18 protein-coding genes and 4 pseudogenes are annotated in these 20,941 nt (G+C 68.2%); 11 read left to right on the forward strand and 11 right to left on the reverse strand.

Annotated features, from left to right (window positions below; genetic code table 11):
- The coding region (locus tag BM414_RS30440; protein WP_217644955.1) for a hypothetical protein at positions 1-241 on the reverse strand (241 nt) is incomplete at its 3' end.
- A 369-nt stretch (positions 242-610) separates the two neighbouring features.
- Positions 611-1,485: pseudogene (locus tag BM414_RS31185) on the reverse strand (IS3 family transposase); the annotation flags it as partial.
- Positions 1,486-2,173: 688 nt separating this feature from the next.
- On the opposite strand from BM414_RS31185, the gene BM414_RS27145 reads away from it, so the two are divergent.
- Complete coding sequence (locus BM414_RS27145; protein ID WP_093584950.1) at positions 2,174-2,359, forward strand: hypothetical protein; 186 nt, start codon at positions 2,174-2,176, stop codon at positions 2,357-2,359.
- Between the two features lie 325 nt (positions 2,360-2,684).
- Entirely contained in the window at positions 2,685-2,864 is a 180-nt protein-coding gene (locus BM414_RS27150; RefSeq protein ID WP_093584953.1) for a hypothetical protein, read from the forward strand.
- 2 nt (positions 2,865-2,866) lie between these two features.
- On the opposite strand, the gene BM414_RS29860 is transcribed toward BM414_RS27150, so the two are convergent.
- Positions 2,867-3,097, reverse strand: coding sequence for a WhiB family transcriptional regulator (locus BM414_RS29860; protein WP_175551862.1), 231 nt, complete (start codon positions 3,095-3,097; stop codon positions 2,867-2,869).
- 136 nt (positions 3,098-3,233) lie between these two features.
- Between BM414_RS29860 and BM414_RS29865 the strand changes: the two genes are divergently transcribed.
- Positions 3,234-3,413 (forward strand): hypothetical protein, encoded by a 180-nt coding sequence (locus tag BM414_RS29865; RefSeq protein WP_175551863.1) that lies wholly within the window; start codon positions 3,234-3,236, stop codon positions 3,411-3,413.
- 199 nt (positions 3,414-3,612) lie between these two features.
- Here BM414_RS29865 and BM414_RS27160 read toward each other — a convergent pair.
- Positions 3,613-4,411 (reverse strand): IS5 family transposase gene (locus BM414_RS27160; RefSeq protein ID WP_093584988.1). Its coding sequence is split into 2 segments (ribosomal slippage): positions 3,613-4,081 and positions 4,080-4,411, totalling 801 coding nucleotides; the frame shifts between segments, so codons are not numbered across the junction.
- Positions 4,412-4,447: 36 nt separating this feature from the next.
- On the opposite strand from BM414_RS27160, the pseudogene BM414_RS27165 reads away from it, so the two are divergent.
- Positions 4,448-4,943 (forward strand): annotated as a pseudogene (locus BM414_RS27165) (IS3 family transposase); the annotation flags it as partial.
- A 271-nt stretch (positions 4,944-5,214) separates the two neighbouring features.
- The gene (locus BM414_RS27170) at positions 5,215-5,808 is read left to right on the forward strand and encodes a hypothetical protein (protein WP_139246088.1); all 594 of its coding nucleotides are present in this window, start codon (positions 5,215-5,217) and stop codon (positions 5,806-5,808) included.
- Positions 5,809-6,765: 957 nt separating this feature from the next.
- Here BM414_RS27170 and BM414_RS27180 read toward each other — a convergent pair.
- The 3 genes from BM414_RS27180 to BM414_RS27190 form a co-directional block, all read right to left on the reverse strand.
- Positions 6,766-7,374: a matrixin family metalloprotease gene (locus tag BM414_RS27180; RefSeq protein ID WP_093584961.1), complete on the reverse strand. Its 609-nt coding sequence runs from the start codon at positions 7,372-7,374 to the stop codon at positions 6,766-6,768.
- A gap of 745 nt (positions 7,375-8,119) precedes the next feature.
- The gene (locus BM414_RS27185; protein ID WP_093584964.1) at positions 8,120-8,569 is read right to left on the reverse strand and encodes a hypothetical protein; all 450 of its coding nucleotides are present in this window, start codon (positions 8,567-8,569) and stop codon (positions 8,120-8,122) included.
- Between the two features lie 405 nt (positions 8,570-8,974).
- Positions 8,975-9,367 (reverse strand): hypothetical protein, encoded by a 393-nt coding sequence (locus BM414_RS27190; protein WP_093584967.1) that lies wholly within the window; start codon positions 9,365-9,367, stop codon positions 8,975-8,977.
- 910 nt (positions 9,368-10,277) lie between these two features.
- Between BM414_RS27190 and BM414_RS29870 the strand changes: the two genes are divergently transcribed.
- The gene (locus tag BM414_RS29870; protein ID WP_175551864.1) at positions 10,278-10,415 is read left to right on the forward strand and encodes a hypothetical protein; all 138 of its coding nucleotides are present in this window, start codon (positions 10,278-10,280) and stop codon (positions 10,413-10,415) included.
- 274 nt (positions 10,416-10,689) lie between these two features.
- Here the strand turns inward: BM414_RS29870 and BM414_RS27195 are convergent, their stop codons facing one another.
- From BM414_RS27195 to BM414_RS27215, 4 genes are all read right to left on the reverse strand, one after another.
- Entirely contained in the window at positions 10,690-11,250 is a 561-nt protein-coding gene (locus tag BM414_RS27195; protein WP_093584970.1) for a hypothetical protein, read from the reverse strand.
- A 230-nt stretch (positions 11,251-11,480) separates the two neighbouring features.
- Positions 11,481-11,693 (reverse strand): hypothetical protein, encoded by a 213-nt coding sequence (locus tag BM414_RS27200; RefSeq protein ID WP_093584973.1) that lies wholly within the window; start codon positions 11,691-11,693, stop codon positions 11,481-11,483.
- A gap of 1,149 nt (positions 11,694-12,842) precedes the next feature.
- Entirely contained in the window at positions 12,843-13,118 is a 276-nt protein-coding gene (locus tag BM414_RS27210) for a hypothetical protein (RefSeq protein ID WP_093584979.1), read from the reverse strand.
- Positions 13,119-13,312: 194 nt separating this feature from the next.
- Positions 13,313-13,687, reverse strand: coding sequence for a hypothetical protein (locus BM414_RS27215; RefSeq protein ID WP_245785027.1), 375 nt, complete (start codon positions 13,685-13,687; stop codon positions 13,313-13,315).
- A 601-nt stretch (positions 13,688-14,288) separates the two neighbouring features.
- On the opposite strand from BM414_RS27215, the gene BM414_RS32015 reads away from it, so the two are divergent.
- The 5 genes and pseudogenes from BM414_RS32015 to BM414_RS27235 form a co-directional block, all read left to right on the forward strand.
- Complete coding sequence (locus BM414_RS32015; RefSeq protein WP_483866623.1) at positions 14,289-14,687, forward strand: hypothetical protein; 399 nt, start codon at positions 14,289-14,291, stop codon at positions 14,685-14,687.
- A 466-nt stretch (positions 14,688-15,153) separates the two neighbouring features.
- Positions 15,154-18,546 carry a tetratricopeptide repeat protein gene (locus tag BM414_RS27220; RefSeq protein WP_139246090.1) on the forward strand — a complete coding sequence of 1,131 codons (3,393 nt, stop codon included), beginning with the start codon at positions 15,154-15,156 and terminating at the stop codon, positions 18,544-18,546.
- 336 nt (positions 18,547-18,882) lie between these two features.
- Positions 18,883-19,185, forward strand: a complete 303-nt coding sequence (locus tag BM414_RS27225; protein ID WP_175551866.1) for a tyrosine-type recombinase/integrase — start codon at positions 18,883-18,885, stop codon at positions 19,183-19,185.
- A gap of 1,131 nt (positions 19,186-20,316) precedes the next feature.
- Positions 20,317-20,628: pseudogene (locus tag BM414_RS31190) on the forward strand (helix-turn-helix domain-containing protein); the annotation flags it as partial.
- A gap of 66 nt (positions 20,629-20,694) precedes the next feature.
- Positions 20,695-20,941: pseudogene (locus BM414_RS27235) on the forward strand (IS701 family transposase); the annotation flags it as partial.

Here is a 20,941-nt window from a genome sequence, read left to right on the forward strand (position 1 = left end):
CGGTCTCACCACTGTCCGATCCGGGATCTGTCTCGGCGTCTGTGGGGTCTTGCTGTTCGGCCGATCCCTCCGCGGTCTCACCACTGTCCGATCCGTTCCCAGAGCCCGGGGCACGATCGGGGTCGACGGAATCCTCGGCCGGGAGCGCCGTCCCGGCGGCCGTCGGGAAAGCCTCGTCCGCGGTCCCGCCGCCGCAGGCAACTAGGAGCAGGGACGCCGTGGTCGCCACCACTGCGCGCACCAAGTGGGCCTCTGGGATTCGGCGCCATCGACCGGGCGTACGTCGCTTACGTGGTGCCGGGGGGTGCCCACAGCTCACCTCGCCGCGGGTGCACACGACCGCCTGGCTCAGCGAGGGAGCCGGTTGTGCAGGTACGTCCACGTCACGAGCCGGCATTCGCGGGTCCCCCCAGTCGTCACAGGACAGCGACCCGTCAGTTACAGAGCAGCAACCTAACGAGGACGGTGAGTCTCGCGGCATCGCCGAGGGTCGTGCAAGACCCTTCGCCCTGAAGACCAAAGTGACCCTCGTCAGGCGGAGGAGCTTGACCCGGTTCTCCCGACAGGTTGGGGGACTGCTGCAGCTTCGGTTGACGGCGGTTAGGACTGATCATGCTGCAACGGCGGCGTTATGATCGGTGAAGGCGAGTTCGTACTCGACCGGGGTGAGCTTGCCCAGGGTGCGCTGGCGCCGTCGGCGGTTGTAGGTGTGCTCGATCCAGAACACGATTGCGGCGTGTAGCTCGTCGCGGGTGCGCCAGCGGCGGCGGTCCAGGACGTTCTTCTGCAGCAGCGCGTGCCAGGACTCCATCGCGGCGTTGTCGCCCGCGGAGGCGACGCGGCCCATCGATCCCTGCAGACCGGCGGCGGTCAGGACCGCGCGGAAGCTCCGAGCTCGAAATTGTGAGCCGCGGTCGCGGTGGACCACCACCACGCCCGCCGGCTGGCGCCGGGCCACGGCCGTCGCAGGGCGGTGACGGCCAGCTGCGCAGTCATCCGTTCGTCCATCGCGTAGCCGACGATTCGGTTGCTGAACAAGTCCTTGATCGCGCAGCAGTAGAGCTTGTCCTCGGCGGTGGGGTGTTCGGTGATGTCGGTGACCCAGACCTGATCGGGGCGCTGCGCGGTGAAGTTCCGCTGCACGTGGTCGTCGTGCACCGCCGGGCCGGGCGTCTTGCCCGCGCCTCGCCGACCCTTGCGCACGGTCGTCGACCAGAGCTTCTGCGGGAAGCACAGCCGCCAGATGCGCCGCTCACCGGCGACCAAGCCGGTGCCAGCGACTTCGTCGGCGAGGAACCGGTAGCCGAACTCCGGGTCGTCGCCGTGGGCGTCGATGAGGGCGTTGGTGAGGTAGGCGTCCTCGAGGTCGCGCTGGCTGATGGGCGCGGCAGCCTAGGCGTAGTAGGCCTGCGCCGAGTGGCCCAGCACCCCGCAGGTCAGCCGCACCGGGATGCCCTCGGCGGCCAGATCACGGACCAGCGGGTAGCTCTGTAACGACCTCGTGCGTGGTTAGCGGCGGGCCGTCATTGACCTGTTCAGGGCCGGTTCGATCACGCGGTGGTGCCGGCTGGGAGCGCCTTCGATTGCCGGTGAAGTCGGTCAGAGCGGGAGGCTCGTTCCTGGCTGGAGACCAGTCCGGCGACCGCGGGCCGCATCGTGGCTAGGGCCTGTCCTGGCGATCACTGAACCGCTCCAGCTACGCTCACCATGCTCGGCCCCTCTCGCCCTGGGCGGCGGGCGGGCGGTGGGCGGGCGGTGGGCGGGCGGTGGGCGATGACCAGCTCAAAACCGAGATTGCCCGGGTTTGCGGGGAACCAGTCAGCGCTTCCATGCATGACCCCGCCGCCGCACACCGCCCGATCGGGTCGGCGTAGCTCTTGCGCCGCGAGACATGGCACTAGGCGCACCTCGACTTCTTTCCAGTGCACGTCTCACGGATTCAGGCCGGTAACCGACATGCCCGTGTCTCTGACAGGACGTCGGCGGGTAGTTCGCTCTCCTTGACGGGACTATGTTGTCTCGCTCTGTGGACGGCCGCGCTTCGCGGGGGAGGCGCAGCCCCGAAGGTGGCTCCGGTAACCCTGATCTCAACGGGGTCCCGTACCGGTCGCGCATCGCCGCTGGACACGCTGGACACGCGCTGCGACGGCGGCGGCCGCCGCGGGAGCTACCGGTGACCGGCCGACACCGGCTGCCCGAGGACTGGCAGCCGGAGCGGGTAGAGGTCACCGACCACCCCAGCGGGGCCTACGCAGCTCAGTGGTCCTATCCGACTGTCAGCGGACTGCGTCTGGTACGCATCGTCCGCCTGGACAGCGGCGTGGAGCTCTTCCAGGCCATCACCGACGAGGAGCCGTGACGCGGGCGGGCAAGTGCCTCTCCACGCATCCGAGGTTCCCGGATCACATGGGTACAGGAGAAGTCGAAGGCGCGGGCGGACGCTTCCACTCTCGCTCCGAACCGGCGGGGGGAATCGTCTGCGCCACTCCCATCCAGGGCGCCGCCCCGCAGGTGCTCCCAACACCTACAGGGCGACTTGATCCTTCACCTGCCTGAGAGGAAGAGGACCCAATGATCAATCCTAGTGATCCGGGCGCCGTCACCCTCCCCTGCCCGAGCTGGTGCGCCGCCGGCGACTGCCAATGGGCCCCCGACGGCGAAGAATGGACGCGGGACCACACCTCGTGGAACCTCCCCCCGCCGACGCCCCCTGGGTGCTGGAGCTGCACAGGGTGGAGTGGCTCGTGGACGGGGTCTGGCATCCCGCCGGGTCCATCCTCGTCATCAACGAGGGTGAGGAGATCCTCGGGCCCTGCGCGGCGGTCGACCAGCTGGCCAGCTGCCGCCGGCCCGACCTGAACTGAGGTCAGGCGGCGTCCGGCCGGGCCAGCTGCAACCGCTCACGCGGCAGCAGCCCACCCCAGATGCCGTGTCGTTCGCCGGCGGCCACCGCATAGGCCACGCACGCGACCCGGGCCGGGCACACCCGGCAGGCGGCCACAGCGTCCGCATGTTTGCCGCGATCCTCACCGCGGGTGGGCCACCACAGCTCCGGATCGCCAACCGCACACGGCGCCGGCCCGGTCGCGGCGAGCACGTCGGCGAGCTCCGCCCAGGCTGCCTGCGCCTGCGGAGGAATTGCAGTGTGCGAGGGACTTACATCGGGCACGGCGCCCAGTCGACCATCGCAGGCGGAAAGATGCCACTCCGCGAGGACCGCGAGACCGTGCGTAATGGCCGGTGAGGTGGCAGGGTGCTCCGGCATCCTGACCGCGCTGGAGCCCCCGACGTCACCGCAGCCGGAGCCCCGCCGGGGTGTCCCCGTCGACCACCAACTGATCGCCTGGGTCAACCGGGACCGCGGCTTCCGGGCCCGAGTGGGCCGCTACATCACCGGCCGCGCCTACCGCTGACTCGGCCCACGGCGGGCTGGAAGCGCACCGCCGGCTCGGCCTGGGCGACCAGCTGTAGCGGCGGGGACGACGCCTGATGCCCATACCCGAGCCGGGGTGCCCGGCCTGGCCGGCTGCCGCGACACCATGACGACGATGGAGCCGGACACTGTCAGCTGGACAGAGTTGTAGGGCGAGGGCCTCCTAAGAAGACGTTGCATTAGTTCGTCGGGAGCCTGCGGGCGCAGATGAGGGTGACGGCCAGGCGGGCCAGCGCGGTGATCGTCGTGGCGGTGCGGTCGTAGCGCAGGGCCAGACGTTTGTAGGACAGCAGCCAGCCCAGCGTGCGTTCCACGACCCAGCGGTGCCGGCCGAGGCAGGCGCTGGAGTCCCGGCCGATGCGGGCGATCCGGGCGGTGATGCCGCGGCGGCGTAGGTAGCGGCGGACTTGCGGGTTGTCATAGCCCTTGTCCCCGTGCAGCTTGAGCGGGCGGCGCCGCGGATGCCCGCGGCCGCCGCGCTTGATCGCCGGCATGCCGTCGAGGATCGGTTCGACGAGCATGCTGTCGTGCCGGTTGGCGCCGGAGACGAGCACGTTCAGCGGTAGCCCGCCGGCGTCGACGAGCAGGTGGTACTTGCTGCCGGCCTTGCCCCGGTCGGTCGGATTGGAGCCGGTCAGCTCACCCCCTTATCGCCCGGACGCTGACCGAGTCCAGGCTGGCGCGCGACCAGTCCAGCTGTCCCTGCTCGCCGAGCCGGTGGAGCACCGCCCGGTGCAGCCGGTCGAAGACGCCGGCGTCGGCCCACTCGTGCATCCCGCGCCAGCAGGTCCAGCCCGAGCCGTAGCCGAGCTCGGTGGGCAGCTTGGCCCAGCCGATGCCGGTGGAAAGCACGAACGCGATGCCCTCGAACACGTCCCGATCGGAGGTGCGCGGCCGGCCGGTGCGGCCGTGCACGGCCGGCTTCTGTGGCGGGATCAGCGGCTCGACCAGCGCCCAGATCCGCTGCTGGGAGCACAGCCGGGCGACCCTGGTCGACCGCCAGTCACCGCCGCCGCGCCGAACACGGTCTGGCTGACCGACATCACCGAGCACCCCACCGCCGAGGGCAAGCTCTACCTCTGCGCTATCGGGGACCTGCACTCGGACCGGATCGTCGGCTACTCCATGGACGCCCGCATGACCGCCGCCCTGGCGGTGACCGCGTTACGCAACGCCATCGCCCTGCGGTCACCGGCCGGCACGATCGTGCACCGACCGCGGCAGCCAGTTCCGCTCCACCGCCTTCGTCACCACGCTGAAGAACAACGGCCTGACCGGGTCAATGGGCCGGGTGGGCGCCTGCGGGGACAACGCCGCGATGGAGTCCCTCTTCGCGCTGCTGCAGCGCAACGTCCTGGACCGGCAGCGCTGGGCCACCCGGAAAGACCTGCAGATGGCGATCATCACCTGGATCGAGCGCACCTACCACCGACGCCGCCGGCAACGACGCCTCGGCCGACTCACGCCCATCGAGTTCGAGACACTGACCCAGACCGCTCACGCGGCCTGACCGCCCATACCGAACCGAGTCAACTGAAGTCGGGACAGTCCCTATTTGCGATACGCCAGAGTGTCGACTGCGGCGCACCCGCGTAGTTCAATGCTCGTCCTCGGACCTATCCCGAGTCGCACGGACCTGACCCTAGGGGGACGTAGGTATGTCCGGTGCTCCACCACCACCATCATGGGCGGATATCAGGCAAGCGGCAGAGGCCGTCAAGGGGAATCGCACGTCGCGCTCAGCGCTTGGCGCCTCCGTCATCTTCTCAACCTTGGCCTTGATGGTTTCCCTCGTAAGCTATTGCGAGCAGAGAAGCGTCAACGAGAGTCAGAGAGACATCAATCAGGAGCAGCGCCGCGTTATTGAAGAGGCTCGCGCAGACGAGGAGTACGAATACGCCATTCGAGTCTCATGGTGGGTTCACGGCCACGACTTCTACATTCAGAATCGGTCACTGGTGCCGATCAGGAGCGTGATTCTGCGGTATGGAGCGACCTTCACAGAGACGGGCAAGCCAGGCAAAGAACTCATGCCGATCGAGGAAGGGCCCCTCTTCCTCCTCGATTCCGTGGCACCTTGCACGGTCCTCACCGTGAACACAGACACCGTTACGGACTACTATCTCGGGCCTTACGAGGACCGACTTGAAGCAAATCACGGGATATACAACGTTTTTTGGAAGCAACTCGACTTTACCGACGCGCACGGCCGGTGGTCCGTCGTTTCGGGCGGCACGCCCGAGTCTGTGGATCAATTAGACCTTGCCGACCTCAACCTTGAGGGCTTCGTCGGCATCTCGGATCTCGGGAACACTCAGGCTGGTGACGTTTGGTACACGCTGGAGCAGCCTGCGAGTGATTGCGGATCGGGCTGATGGGGTGGGGCTTTCGAGGCGCAACCCACAAGAGTCTTACCTCTGTTCCGCTGGCGGGGATAGCCTGAGCGGTCGGCCCGACAGTCGGCGCGCGACTGCGGTGGGGCCGATTTGTCACAGAGCGCGCCTGTCGTCCCTTGTGGGTCGGTGAATTTTGTCTGATGTGCCCCACAGCCGTTGAGGCAGAATCGACGCTGGGGGACTAGGCCACCGGCTCCGCTGTGGGCAGACCCGGCCGGGCGCCATTCGAGATCTGATCCAGGTTTCCAGGCCGGCCTGGTCGAGCTGCTGGCCCTCATCCCCGGCGTCACCCTGCTGGCCGACGCCGGCTCCAGGGCCTGAGCGCCAGACCGACGGTGCGGTGCTCATGCCGCGGCCAGCCTGGCGGAATAACCATATCCCGATCTCTCCCGCCGTCGCCGCGGTGCACGAGACCGAGCGGCGGGCTCACGCGTCCAAGCGGATCCGCGTGGAGCACGGCATCAGCTACCTGAAGAACTTGCGAGCCCTATCCCGGCACCTGGGCCGACGCGAGCACCTGGAGACGATGCTGCCCGCGGTCACCGGATTGGTGTCCAGCCAAGAACGAGCCACACGACCCGAATCGCTCCACCGTCCGCCGAGACCTCTCCCGGCCGGCACCGCCGGGTGACCAAACCCGCCCATGCAGGTCAGCGACTGCCCGCGGCTAACCATGCACAAGGTCGTTACCTCACATCTGTGCTTGTCGCCGGGCTGCTCATCCCGCTGTTCCGGTGGTTGAGCTGGTACTGAGCGGCCACCCACTGACTACCCGGCTCGCCCTCGAGCCGGACGATGCTGGGTAGGCGGGTGCGTTACCGGCGGGCCGGTTACCCAGCGTTCAAAAGACCTTGAAGGACCACGCTGAAGCAGATGCCAGTCTGCGCATCAGCTCAACGACATGCTGCCGGGTCCTCCCCCGGGCTCGGTCTACGTCTAGGAGCAGGCGTAGGTCAGCGCTTGAGGCCTCATGGGCTCGGCTCCCTGCATGGCCCACGCCCACACGTAGGCCAACGCATCTACGTCGCACTGCGAGATCACGGGCGTCCTGCCGAAGGACGAGTTAGCCCAGCCGTAGGCCATGAGGTCCGTCGACTCCATGTTGGTGGCGTGTCCCAGTCCCAGCGCGTGCCCGATTTCGTGCAGGGCGATGCCCTCGACGGCCCACAACTCGTACTCGGCGACTCCGTCATCTCCCGGCTGACCCGGCGGGGAGGTCGTGCTGACGAGGACGTTGTTGCATCCTGAAGGGCCGCACTCGGCGCGACCGGCGAAGAAGTTGCCGCCCGCACCGGGAACGAGGTGCACCACGATGTCGGTTCGCGCCCGGCTGCCCGGCTGGGCTGGCACGTATGTCAGGGTCACCGCACCACCGAGACACTCGTCAATCGCCGTCTGCCAAGTATGGATCGCCCGCTGCACGGCGGCATAGTCGTCGGGGTCCACATTGGGCGCGGCTTGGATCCCGATCGTGAGGTCAGTCGTACCCCACCAGTACGCCTGAGACTGTCGGGGCGACTGGTTGCTGATGATGTACAGCGCCACTGCATCGGACGTTGGGCGGCTACAGGTGGCCTCCTGCGCTTGAGCTGGCCCAAGCGGCAGGGCAGCGAAGACGAAGACCGTGGCGAGTGCAGCTAGTAAGCGTCTCATGACGACATGTCCGCGTGCAGGGGATTTGTGGACCGCACATGCTGCGCTACCGAGGGGTAGATGTCCAGACCCTTGGTCGCCCGTGTGAAGCGGGTGCGCGCAACGTTGACCGCGGCCTGACCGCACACTGATGCTTAACCAGGTGTCCTGAGCGACGGCGGGTAGGGGCCTGTTTCATGGACACAAACAGTGCGTGAGCTAGCCAGCTACCGGCTAACTTGTTCTCTGGAGCAGCGCAGGTGCGACCGCTGCGGCGGAGCCCTTCAGGCCGGCATGGTTCCTAGGTACAACTATCAGGCCCATCGCGTAGCCTCAGGCACAAACGTCGAGGGCTACGACGTCACCCTCTTCTGCCCGCAGTGTAAGCGCAGTGACAAGCGTCGAAACCCTCTGCGATGGGTTCTCTACTTTTTCCTTCTAGTAATCGGATTACAATTGCTGAATATGATATTTGAGTCAATCTCGACGGCATCCTGATGCGGCGGCCCGACATCATCCCGGCGACTACTGCCCGCTCGGGGCGGTAGACGCTACTCGCGGCGCTCGACTTGACCGCCGACCACCCGCGCCATCTCCAGACAACGTCAATTTAAGGGATGTCGCTCTAGCCAACATCCGTCTTGTCAATCTCCCGTTGTTAAGGTGTCGTGCCGCCCTGGGCTGACGCTCCGGTTGCGCCGAGCTTCCTTGCGACGGTCAAGGCATCCCCAGCCATCCGGACGATGTAAACAGCCCCGATAACAGCGACCAGTTGACCGAGAACGGTGAGTGTGGCCAGGAAAGGGCGCCATGGAGCAAAGTCTTGCCCGGACACCATGAAGCTTATGCCGCTACTGACGCCGAAGAAGATGCCGCTCAGGATGGCAAGTAGGCTACCAACCAGCGTCGTTTGCAGGATGACCTCCGTTAAGTAGTCGCGGAGCGCCTGTCGATCATGAGCCAGCACCTGCGCGATCGCGGTTGCGCGCGCGCTCGCACGGTGCTCCAAGCGTCGATCAAGCAATCGATCCAGCGGCCGTTTCCATAGATCAACCCCTAGGCCGAACAGTCCCCCGCACACGACCCCGAGCCAGAAGATGCCGTCCACAGCGTCATGGTGGCCTAGAGCCAGCCGTGAAGGAACAGAACGCGCATCCTTGGAACGGAGGTAGCGCGACACTGCAGGACGGTCGAACTAATCATCGTTGGCTAGTCGCAGAGGGCTGCCAGCAGGCTGGCCAGCGCCAGGCGTACAGCGCTAAGCCCCAGCCTTGTTTTCTCACCGCTCACGGAGGCGGGAGGCCCATGAGCGGTCGCACCCCATCGGGTCGCATTGAGGTCAGGTGCCGGCCCCACCCGTAAGCATGCAACCGCCGCTGAGCGGTCGCCGCTCGCAGGCCCAACCCGCCCCCGCACATCTGGCCGCTCGGGCCTACCCAACGGGCGAGTGTAAGGAAGGCACCGCCCCGTCCCGGGGGTCCTACGGCCAGGGTGGAACCGGTCTGCGGGCGTCCTATCGCAACGTCGGCTCGATCAAAACCTCGAGACACTCGCCGATTGCATCGTGCAGCGCCCGCAGTCGGTTTACGTCGGTGCGGTGACGCGCCCAGTCGCGGAACAGTGAGTCGATGTGCCGGGTCCGCCGCTGGGCCTCCTGGGGCACGGGCGCATCGGCGTTGATGAGCTTTGCGGGTATCCGGCCGCCGATACGGCTCCCGTCACGCCGGCGGTACTGCTCGACGTAGGCGGCACCGCGAGGACTGCGGACGCTGACGGCGATGTGGGGACCTTCAGCGCGGACGACAGTGCCGGTTGAATGCCGCGGCCGGCCGGACTCGATCACCACCGAGTCGCCGGGTGACAGCGTGGCAAGCTGGTCGTCGGTCAGTCGGTTGTCGACGCTCACGACGTTCGTCCTTCGATGCTCGTCTGCACCGGGGGCGTGGTGGCGTCCGAGCCGACCACGCCGGGAAGTGGCCGCGGCTGCATACAGGGTAAGCCGCAGCCGACCTCCTCGAGTTGTTTACGTCACGTGAGGATTTCGCCGGAAGCCAATCCGGCTCCAGCTCTGACACCAGCACCAGAGCCCAAGGACCATGGCCTTCCCGCAACGCAAGCGAGACGGTGATGCCTCCGTCGATGAGGGGAGTTGCGATGCACCGTGGTGTCGTTCGTCTCGCCGTCGTGTCGGCGGCGGTGGTGAGTTCGGTGGGCCTCACGTCAGTAGCCGCAGCGGCGCCCAATGGCACGGCAACCGTGGTGACCGCGGGGGTGCAGGTCCCAGGACCATTCGGATCGACGATCGTCGCTCCGACGGCCCAGACCGCAGACCCCAACTTCGGACAGGAAGTACTCAAGCCCGAGGCGCCCACCAAGTGCTGATTCCGTAGGCGACCGCGGGACTGGTCAACCGAGCCGGAATCGCGCCGGCGGCACGCACGCCAGATGCTTCCCGAGGCCGTGCTCGCGCTCGACAACGCACTCCACCTAAGCAACGCAACCGCGGCCGTCGTCGCAGAGCAGCCACCTGATCTGGAAGCCGGGCCACCAGCGGCCGTCGTGCTCCACCTGCACAGCCCGCGGGGGGTCGAACAAGCGCTCGTCAACGAGGCGAACGAGACGGTCACCCGGTCGGGTGTAGCCAACGGCACCCATGCGCCACGTGAAGCGACTCGCAGGGGTGACGTCGCGCGCCGACCAGTGTCGTCGGCCGACGTGCAGGTCACCCTGCGTAGGTGACCCACGAGGCCGCTACGGTGTTGCCGTACAACGACCGCGACCGGGCCGCGGCGGGCCTACGCGGGTAGCTGCGGCTCATGGCGCTCGCCGACAGCGCGACGCCGGACTGGTCGACGATGGTCGTCCAAGGCCCGGCCGAGGCGACGGGGCAACGCGGACGCACCTGGTACGAGTGGTCGGCGACCACCGAGGCGAAGGTCGGCAACGCGCTGTGAGTGGTGAGCGCTGCTCCGCCCTTGTCGCTGTGGACCCAGGTCGCGTGGTCCGCTGCACCGGCCGCATCGGTCACGGGCCGGCGGAGGACATGCACCAGGGCCTCCTGCTGGTGACACTGCCCGACGGCCGCGAGCACGCCGCCTCGCTCGTGTGGAGCACCACGCCGAGCCCGTGGGACGAGGACATCCTCACTCGCGCCGACTAATGCCGAGGCCACGAACTGCGGTCCGACTCACGAGGCGTTCGCGGATATACGCGCGACGTTCACGGCGATCAATCGTTACTGAGGTGGGTGAAAGTGCGCGGGGGTGGGCGACGCCACCCTCGCAGCGTGCCATAGAGCAGACCCGAGAGGGTGAACGCAGCGATCCCGGAGAGGATCGCGGTCTTGCTGTGCGTCAGTTCGAAGTACCGCTCAGTGGCACTGCCACCGATCGCCTGAAGCAGAAGCGCCTCGTCCCCCCGGCCCACTCCTCCGAAGATCACGCCGAGAAGGCCGAAGTTGCCGAGAAGCAAGGCGACGGCAGCCCCGACCATGAAGATTGCACTGCCTACCGCTTCCCCGTTCCATTCGTCAATGAAGACGATGTGGAACAGCAATATCCCTAGTGGCGCAAGCCAGAACGCCCATTGCATCTGCAGCAGGAATGTGTAGTGCTCACGCAGGACGTCCTGTGTGAGCGCCCAACGCCAGAAGAAGAATTGTCCGATCACGCCAAGGGCGGCGAGCCCAAGCAGCCCACCCAACTCGCCGTCCGACCCAGCCTTTGCGACTACAAGGCCGGTCACGTTCCAGGCGGCTCCGACTGCGACGATTCCGACGACGAACAGCACAGAGCCCTCCGAGGTTGCTTGACCGCTGCGAGACAGGTGAGCGATCGTCGATCACAGCCGCCCCGTCGGAACGGTACAGCCTGAAGTTACGCCATGGAAGCAAGCGGCTACCCGCGGTGTGCACTGCTCGCCCCGCGCACGGACGAAGACCCCGCTCAGGCCGAGGGTGCTGGCCGGACAGCCCGGACGGAGCTGCGGTCGCTGCCCGGCGTGGTCGTGGCTTGTCCGCCTCAGTAGCTACGGACGCGGCCGAAGACGCGGGTCAGCTTCGGCTTGGTGATCTGTGCCAGCGGGTCACCGGCCGCGATCGCGTCGAGGTACGCCTGCCAGGAGATGAGCCCGGCCATCGCATAGTCGACCTTGAACGGCGAGTCCCGCCGTTCCTTCTCGATCACCCACAGCGGGACGCCCTCGTCGTCGGTCATGCGGACGTCGCGCTTCACGGCGGCCCCGATGTGCGCGGTGAACCGGGTCCTCCCGACCTGCGGGGATAAGTCGATGCGGCCTTTTAGCTGCGGAAACACCTTCCGACACCTGTCAACGGCGTCCACCATTCTTTAACGTCCAGTGCCATGAATGTGCCATGAGACAACCTCATCCCGACAGAGAGGAAGGCCTCGCACAGGGCTCGAGCACCGCCTGGGCCGTGGGCCCGACCGACCAGCACGTGAGCGTCGCCGTCCAGTCCATGATGCTGTGCGCCGTGGACGAGTTCGCGCAGGCGGTGGAGGACGCACGTCAGAAGTTGAAGCGGAACGTTCCAGCGTCATTGGCCGTCGTTTGACCACTCTGGAAGTAGCAGTTGACCAGCGCTTTCGTCGTTGGTCGGTGTTGGCTGACGGTGGTTTGGAACGGAAGTCTTGTTGACTGATTGTTGACTGACGTCCACGCGGTCGGGCGTATCACGGGCGCGTGCGAGAGCTGGTCGCACCGGTCGGTGTCCCCAACCCAGGCGTCGGTGATCTACGCCAGCGCCGACGCCTGCTTCGAGCTCGACGCGCTGGGCGGTGCGTTCACGCCGATCAGCGCGTCGAGCCGGTCAGGTCGCGGCTGGCGCTGGGCCTGAAGATGCAGACGAAGCCGCGAGGCGGTGGCAGCGGTGACGCCTACACCCGCTACGGCTCCCAAAGCGACGCATCAAGGGGCCGGAAGACCGCGGCTGGGTCTCGCGCAACATCGCGCCTGGCGACTACCTCCTCTGCGAGGCGGTCATAATGCGCCTCGACTCCCCCGAGCTGGCCAAGGCGCTGAACGGCACTGACGAAGAGAAGGCCCGGCGAATGACCGAGCTGCTCGAACAGCACTAGCAGCACTCCGCCCGGCTTGACGAGATCCTCAACATGTACGCCGTGAGCGGAGATGGACTGGGCCAGCTACAGCCGGACAATGACGACGACCGAAGCCCGCATGGAGGCGAGACATCAGGACTTGTACAAGATCCAGAACAGTGCGGCGGCACCGCTTGCTGCCAACGAGCCCGAAGGTCCGCGAGGTCTGAGAGTCCCCGTCCATCGAGTGGCGACGCCGCTTGGTGGCCCTGCTTATTGAGAAGGTCGTCATCAACCACAGGGACACGACAGGCTGACCAAGGCTCAGCGCGTCGCCGGCCGCTGAGTCTTCCGGCTGGACGACGTCGACTTCCGTTGGGTCGCCGGAGCCTTCGTCTCCATAGGTGGAGACCGGTCAGGGTTCTCCGTCTCAACCTCGAAGGAGACCAGCCTCCACACGTTGAAGGCCATGCGCACCTTGCTGGGGTTGAGCCCCCGCAAGAGCGCCAGCACCCGCCACAGCAGAGCGAACGCCAGGATGCCGAAGAGGGCCAGGGAGAAGACCCCTTCGTGACCCTTGTTTTCCGCTGCGTGGGTCATGAATGGGTCACGCCGCTCGGCACGATACGGCCAGGTAGCGGCTCTCGTGTACCCCTCCCCCTGACCACAACGGGTCACGCGACAAGCTCGAGGCCGTGCCGGGCCGCTATTCGCCGAGCGATCTCCCCGACTGGAACTGCCAGGCGCTCGGCCGCCACTCGACTGTAGACGACGACGGCATAGACGGCGTGCTGTCAAAGCGGGGTCTGCCACCATGCGGCATCGCTGAGCAGATCGGGCTGCAGGCCGCCGCGCGTGCAGGCGGCGGCGTACAGCGCGTACTGGCTGTTGCGATGCTCTACGCGACCGCGGAACGTCACCTCCGGCAGGTGGCACTCACGCAGCCCCTCGCACACCAGCGGCTCGGCGCCAGCCGGACACGCGAGATCGAGCACCGTGACGGCCAGCTCGAGCAAAGCCACATCCGGCGTGAACCCGCCGAGCACGACGCTGGAAGCCGCTGCCGCCATCAAATTGGAGACGTCGTCGCAGGCTGCCAGACCGGACAGCACCGCAACCTGAGCGCGGCGATGCAGGACGTCCTGGTCGATGCGCTCCGGCTTCGTCACTGCGACATCGTCACCCAAGGCCGCGTTCCACAGCCCCTCCTCAAGGGGTCAGGTGGCACGAAGATCCAACAATCGGACTGCACGAAACAAGGGGCGGACCAAGGAGTCACCCGAACCGGGGGCAGTCCCGATCCTGACCTCGGCCGCTGGCGACTGGAGCAAGTGCGGCTCGACCGCTCCACGCCAAGCAGCACGTGCAGGTCTCCCAGCCGGATGCCCTGACATGACTTGGAGGCGTTTCGTCGGACGACGGGGATACGGTCTCAGCCGTGGAGGCTCGCCGTCTCAGTCGCCCCCTCGATGAAGGCGAGTACGGCCCTGCCGGGCTGGACTACTACCTCGACCAGGACGCCTACTGGCGCGAGCGGTCCAAGGTGGTGGGCGGGCCGCTGCGCACGGCCGACGGGCAGATGGCCCCGGTGCCCGCCTTCATGCGGCTAGACCTGCAGACCGACCGCAACGGCCCGGTGCCCGAGCACCGCCCCGATCTCGGCCCTGCTGGCTGTGGGCCGGGGCCCTGGTCCGCGGCTACGGCTACGTCCGCATCGGCAGGCGCAAGGTGCAGGCCTACCGGGTTAACTACGAGCGGTGAATCGGACAGATCCCCGCCGGCGCGGTCATGGACCACCTGTGCCGGTTGAGGGGGTGTGTTCGCCCCGACCACCTCGAGCCGACCAGCTACTCCGAGAACACGACCCGGTCGCCGATCCACAACGGCATAGCCAAGGCCGCCCGCGATGAGTGCCCCGCCGGCCACGCATTCGACGAGGCCAACACCTATCGGATGCCCGACGGGTCGCGCCGGTGCCGGGCCTGCCAGGCAGAGAACAAGCGCCGGCGCACCGGCGCCGAGCCCCGTCCGCGAAGGACCGACACCCGTTGCGCCCGCGGGCATGAGTGGCCATGGCCGCGAGGCCGGAAGTGCCCGGTGTGCAACCGCGAGGACGGCGCCGCCTTCCGGGCCCGGAAGCGTGCAGCTCGCGCGATTAGTCCTCGTTGAGGCGCCCGCTCACACAACAACGCAAACAACAGGCGGCGCGCCACCGCTACTTTCGGCAGGTCGATGCTTCAAGCACGGTGGAGCCTCTGTGAACGGCACCAAGGCGGCACCTCGAGCAGCGGTGATGGTTATGGCATCCGAGGCAGACGCCGAGCCGAGCGAAGCACTGCCGCAGGTCTGGACCGTACGCTCAACGTCACGGTGAGTGATGGACCGCCGAGGCGAAGAAGTGACGCTGGGAGTCTAGGGCGTCGCGACGTGGAAGGCCTTCTGGGGAGATCTCGTCTCGGATGCAATGGATCCAGACACCGCGGCTTCTGGGAATGCGGAACCGCGGGTCGGGGGAGCTTCCATGCGTCGCCGATCAGGAGCACCCGACGACTCGTCGGGCACTGCGGAGGTCGCCAGGCCGCCGACGGTCCAGCCTGCCGGTGAGCCCGGGGCGCCGCTGCGCGGCACGGTACCCGTGCCGCGCGGCGGCCGCGCGACCCCAGATCCCAGGCGGAGGCCCGCCCGCGCCCCGGCCGGCCAGCCGATCTTCCTGCTCGCGGCCGCGGCCATCGCTGTGCTGCTCGTGCTGGGACTTGCTCCTGTCGGTGCACTCGTCGCAGATCGGCCGAGCCGACCCGCCGGGATCTCCGTAGAGGTGAGTCACGGCGTCGGAGTCACGCCGGGACACTCGGATCTGCAGACCCTGCCCGCTGGACTCCCTGCGGACGCGGAGCTCCGCACGCTGCAGGACGTCCAGCCGTACGCCGCCCGGGCGCTCGGAGAGGCGGGAGCGGCTGCGCTATCCGCCGTTCTGGGTTCGGGGAGGTCACTCGCCGACGAGCTGGCCGTCGCTTCGGGTGGCTCCCCGGACTACCCGTACCGGTACACCGCTCTCGACACGGTCCTCGGAAGCATCACCGACCCCGGCCCGGTGTCCGCGTGGACCGCGCTGGGCGCCGCACTCACGGTCGTGGTGGCGCAGAACGATCTGCAGTTCGGAGAAGTGGATGCCGAGGCCAACACCGGGCCAGCTGCGTTCGCCGTGCTCGATCGGGCGCGAGCGGACGGTGACTGCGCACCCCAGCTGAACCTGTTGCTGCTGCTGGCCGGCGAGCCGTCCATCCCGGACGACGTCCTTGAGGACGAGCACCGCCGCACCGAAGCCGCGTGCCCCGACGATCCGACGCCGGGGTGGGTGATCGGGCAGGCCCAGCTGCGGGGGTTCACGGAGGGACCGTTCCCCGAGGAGTACGGAACGCCGACCGCGGCTGCCGTCACCACCATGCGGGACCTCGTCGAACGGCATCCCACAGACGTCGCGGCGCTCACGGGGTTGGGCGACGCCCATCTCAGCGCTGCCATGTCGCTGGGCGGCAGCCCGCCGTTCACCGCTCGCCGCTACTTCCGGCAGGCCGTGACCGCCTACAACCAGGCGGTCGACCACGGCGGGCGGGAGGAGGCTGCCGGCGGCCTGGCGCGGGCCCTCATCGGGCTCGGTGAGCCGGTGCGAGCAATCGACCTGCTGATTCCGATGGCTGAGTCGTCCGCGACGCCGGGGCCGGTGCTCGAGGTGCTGATCGCGGCGCAGGAGGCGGCCGGTCGCTTCGAGGACTCAGAGCGCTCCGCCCGCCGGCTGATGGACATGGGGGCCGACGCCTATCCGAGAGGTCCGGGGTTGATCCCGGTTCCGCAGCGCTCGTGGCACAACACGCTGCAGGACGTGACGCCAGCCCTGTCCTTGGGAATCGACCGGCTGCAGCCGCTGCGGTCCCAGCTGTGGCCGGCCGGCGGGGCGGGTGGCTCCGCCGAAGACTTGTCGTTCATCCCTCAGTTCCGTCCCGTGGACGGCCTTACCGGCACCGCCGCGGCATGTGCGTCCTGGGCGTGGCGGCGCAACGCCGTGCTCGCCGGGCACGTGCGCGACGCGCTGTTGGAATGGTCGGACCCCATCGTCAGCGCCCGGCCGGACCGCTTCGGCTGCGACGTACCCCACGAGGAACCCACTCGGCTGCTCCGGGTAGCGACACTCCTCCTCGAAGTCGACGTCAGAGGAGACGAGGCGCTGGAGGACCCCTTCCGCGAGGAAGCCGCCGACGACTGGCAGAACCTGCTGCGCTGGGCCGGCGACCTGTCGGCCGCCCGGCGGTTCGTCGGCCAGTGGGAGGTCGCTCGCGGAGACGAGAGTGCGCTTCCCGCCTTCCGCAGGGCTGAGATCGACTTCCTGTTTCAGCGATACGACGAGGCAGCGGCCGGTTTCCTGATGGCGGCGCGCCGGTCCCGTTTGCTGGACTACCAGGACGACCTCACCGTGGCCCGGGCAGATCTCAATCGTGCGGCGTCCCTCATCGCTGCCGGACGCCCCGCGGAGGCCGAGGGCACGCTGCGAGAGCTGAGCAGGTTGGGAATCGAGGGCTACGCGTACCAGATGGGCCCGGAGGGCCAGGGTGTGGCCGGGGACTTTGCGCTGGTCTCGTACCACGCGAGCGCGCAACTGGCCGACGAGGAACGTCGGACGAGTCGTCTCCGAGCAGCCACGGAGGACTACGAGACGGCGCTCTACTGGACGATCCCTCCGGGCTCCGGGGTCCGTACCGAGGTTCTGCGGAACAACGCGGCGCTCGCCCAGCTCGGCCTAGGGAACATCGCTCGGGCGTCCGATCTGGTGGACGAGGCGCTGCGGGCGGACCCGCACAACCCGATCACCCTGATGACCGCCGGTTTGATCGCCGATCGCAGGGGTGACATCCCTGCGGCGGTCCGGCTCAACCGGAGAGCGCTTGTGAACGACACGGGGCTCTACCCGGCGGCCAACGACCTTGGTGTCCAGCTGGCCCGGCTGGACCGGCCCGATGAGGCGCGCCGTGCCTTTCGGCAAGCCGTCGGTGCCCGCCCCGACTACGCACTCGGTTGGTTCAACCTCGGCGTCCTGGAGTCCGCGAGAGGACCAACCCGCCTTCTCGCCGCCCAAAACGCGCTCGGGACGGCGTACCGGTTAGATCCGGACCTGCGCGACCGACGCCTCGAGCTGACCATCGATGCGCGGGTCTACCGGACGGCGCTCGACCTCTCAAAGCCGCTGCCGCCGGCCTGGACGTTCGCCGACCTCCGGCGTCCGGCACCTACGGCAGCGGTGGGCCTGCTAGCCGCGGTGGGCCTGGCCCTCGGCCTGGCCCGGACGGCGAACCGCGGCGCGGCCGAGAGCGCGAGCCAGTGGATGGAGCCGGTCGTCCGACGCCTTGAGGCAATGCCCCTTGCCGGCAGGGCGCGGGCCCCAGTGTGGGCAACTGCCGCGACCGTCCTGACGTTTCTCCTCGCCGACCTGCACCACGGCACCGCGGCGACTGCCACGCTGCTGTATCCGCTGGGCCTGCTCGTCCTCGTCCTCGTGGCGATGACCGCCCGGCACCTGGTCGGCTCCCGGGCCGGCGTGGCTCCGACTCAGCGGTCGTGGGGTCCTGGGATCGTGGTCGGCGTCGCCGCAGGAGCGGTCGGATATCCGTGGGCGCCACTGCCGGTCGTCGAGCCCGGCCAGGCGGAGCGCGGCGACGCGGACCCCGGAGGCGTCGGACGAGCCGAAGCCGATGAGGCCTGTGCTACCTCGGTAGGAGTCGACGCCGGGGAGGACGTCACGCGGCTGCACCTCGCCGCGCCGCTGACGCTCGCCGGCCTCGCCCTCGTGCTGTTCCTGGAGTCGGCCCTGCTTCGCACACCACTGTCGGAGGCCTGGGCTGTGGCGGCCCTGGTCATGTGTGCGTCGCTGCTGCTGCCGGTCGGTCCACTCGACGGCACCCACCTGGGCAAGGCGGGGGTGGCGGTCAGTGCCGGGGTGATCGGTGCCGCGCTGCTGTTCGGCCTGGGGCTCATCTGATGCGCGGCTGCCGCCGCACCCGCAGCTACCCTCTGTGCAGGCGGCGCTTGCTCGGCCACGAGGCCTCATGGGACCCGCCGGCGGTGGAGCGGCCGGAGACCGCGCGACCCCTCAGTGCTACGGAGGCCCGACAGATGATCGCGGCCGCTCAGGCACACCGCAACGCCGCTCGGTAGACCGTGGCGCTGGCCGTGGGACTGCGGCGGTTCAAGCCCTCGGCCTGCGATGGGCAGACGTCGACCTGGAGAACGGCGCACTGTTCGCCGTAGCCTGCACCGCGTCGGCGGACAAGGCCTGGTCTCCGAGGATCCAGAAGCGGACCGCAGCCGACGGACCGTGGCCCTACCCGCCCAACTCGTCGAGGCGCTCCGACAGCCCCACGGTCGGCCGATCGAGCGCAAGTCGGACTGGCGCTTCTGGAAGGCCCTCCTGCGCGAAGCGGACGTGCGCGAGGTTCGGCTACACGACGGGCGGCACATGGCAGCCACGTTGCTGCTCTCAGAAGGCGTGCACCCCAGGGTCGTTACGGAGGTCCTGGGCCGCGCACAGATGCGCACGACAACGGACACCCACAGCCACGTGATGCCCGCCCTCGGCCGCGACGCGGCAGACCACATGGGAAGCGCGCTGTGGGACTGACCTGGCACCGCATCCGCGCCAGTGGCCACCACGCTGACACCAGGGACGACTCAGGCCGCTCTCCGATTCGGAGGACGGCCTGGTCATTGGGGTGAAGCTGAGGGGACGCGAACCCCTGCCCCCACACTGCCAGGCCGTCATGATCGCGTTCGTGGTCGTCCGTCAGCGTCCATGACGGCCCTCTGACCAGCGAGTTCGATACCTTTCGAGACAGCAGCGGACGGAGGCGAACAGCCACGGATTCACCGCAACTGCAGCCAGAACTGCAACCACCGCTGGCCCCGCGGAGATGGCTGGCGGGTGGACGACGCGGGCCCCGCGTACGGTCGTCGGCGGAAGACCCGGTCGGGTAATCAGGCGGTGTGAGCCCGCAGCCGGCTGATCCCGGCGCGTGACTGGGCCACCTCGGGGCCGTCCTCCCCGCCGGCTTCGGCGAGGTCGGGGCGGCACGCAGCACGTGCTTCCCTGGGTGCCGGGGCACGTGGCTGGGAGCCGCAGCCGCCATCAGGTCGCGGACGTCGTCGCCTGCTGCCCAACCGGACAGCACCCCACAACCTGAGCGCGGCGATGCAGGACGTCCCGGTCGATGCGCTCCCGCTTGGTCACCGCGACACCGTCACCTGAAGGCCTCGTCCGGCACTGCCACCCCGAGGACGCCGCCCAGCTCACTGAACCGAGAGCCCGATCGGGGCGGCGCAATCTAGTACGACAGGCGGCGCCTTCGACAGGTCAAAGTGACGGTTAGGACACGTCTAAACCTGGATGCCCGCCACCGCCCCAGGAACGTTCGCTCAGGCGCGGATCTCGCTCTGCCAGCGCGGGCGGCAGCCCCATACGCAAGGAGTTGACTGAAGCGGGGGCAGCCCGTCGCCTACTGGACACCTCGACCCCCTGGCCGGATGACTGGGGCACGCCGGGCCTCCGCCGCCATCCGGTTCGCCCTCACGCAGCTCGTTGGGGTACTTCTTCAGTGCCGCCGTGACTCTCATCCTCCAGTTTGGACAAGCGAACGGCCATCAACACCCTCACATCCTTTGGTGTTGCGACCACCGCAAGAACTTAGGGGAAAGGCGGTTTTAACCGGTCTGTCGACACGGTCGTCGCAACACCCCGTGATCACGGAGGTGTGTGATGGCACGACGTCAGCAGCAGGCGGACCGGGCGCTTCGGCCGGCGATGCGTTCCTCGGGTCGGCCGATGCCGGCCCGGCACGTCGAGCGCGCGTTCTGGCGTCTGATCGCGCAGGGCACGCGCACCAAGGACGCCGCGCTCGAGGTCGGTGTGTCATGGCCGGTCGGGTCGCGCTGGTTTCGCCACGCTGGCGGCATGCCGCCGCTAGGCCTGGCCGAGCCCACCGGCCGCTACCTGTCCTTCCACGAGCGTGAGGAACTCGCGCTGCCCGAGGCCCAGGGCCTCGGAGTTCGGGCGATCGCCCGACGTCTAGTACTGCAACGGCACTTGAGCGTGTCGCTGTCGTGATCGGCTGAGGGCTGGTAGCAGCGTGGGCGGATGCGCTGCGATGGCCTGGTGGCCGAGGTGCAGGACTGGGCGGCGGGGCTGGAGGAGGTCCACCGGCGCATTGCCGCTGCGTTCAGCCGGGCCGAGCCGCGGGCCCGGGTGCTGGCCTATCTGCGCGGGTTGTTGGGTCAGCTGGAGCGCAAGAACGGCTGGACGCTGGCCGAGGCCGCCGGTGAGGTGTCTCCGGACGGGATGCAGCGGCTGCTGCGCACCGCGGACTGGAACGCCGACGCGGTCC

The sequence above is a fragment of the Geodermatophilus amargosae genome, from assembly GCF_900116515.1.
GTDB classification, from domain to species: Bacteria; Actinomycetota; Actinomycetes; order Mycobacteriales; family Geodermatophilaceae; genus Geodermatophilus; species Geodermatophilus amargosae.

Bases quoted from the DNA above. Each gene is read 5' to 3' on its own strand.
- BM414_RS29865 (WP_175551863.1), top strand. From the start codon at position 3,234: ATGGCCGGTGAGGTGGCAGGGTGCTCCGGCATCCTGACCGCGCTGGAG.
- BM414_RS27170 (WP_139246088.1), top strand. From the start codon at position 5,215: ATGGTTTCCCTCGTAAGCTATTGCGAGCAGAGAAGCGTCAACGAGAGT.
- BM414_RS29870 (WP_175551864.1), top strand. From the start codon at position 10,278: ATGGCGCTCGCCGACAGCGCGACGCCGGACTGGTCGACGATGGTCGTC.
- BM414_RS27210 (WP_093584979.1), bottom strand. From the start codon at position 13,118: ATGACCCACGCAGCGGAAAACAAGGGTCACGAAGGGGTCTTCTCCCTG.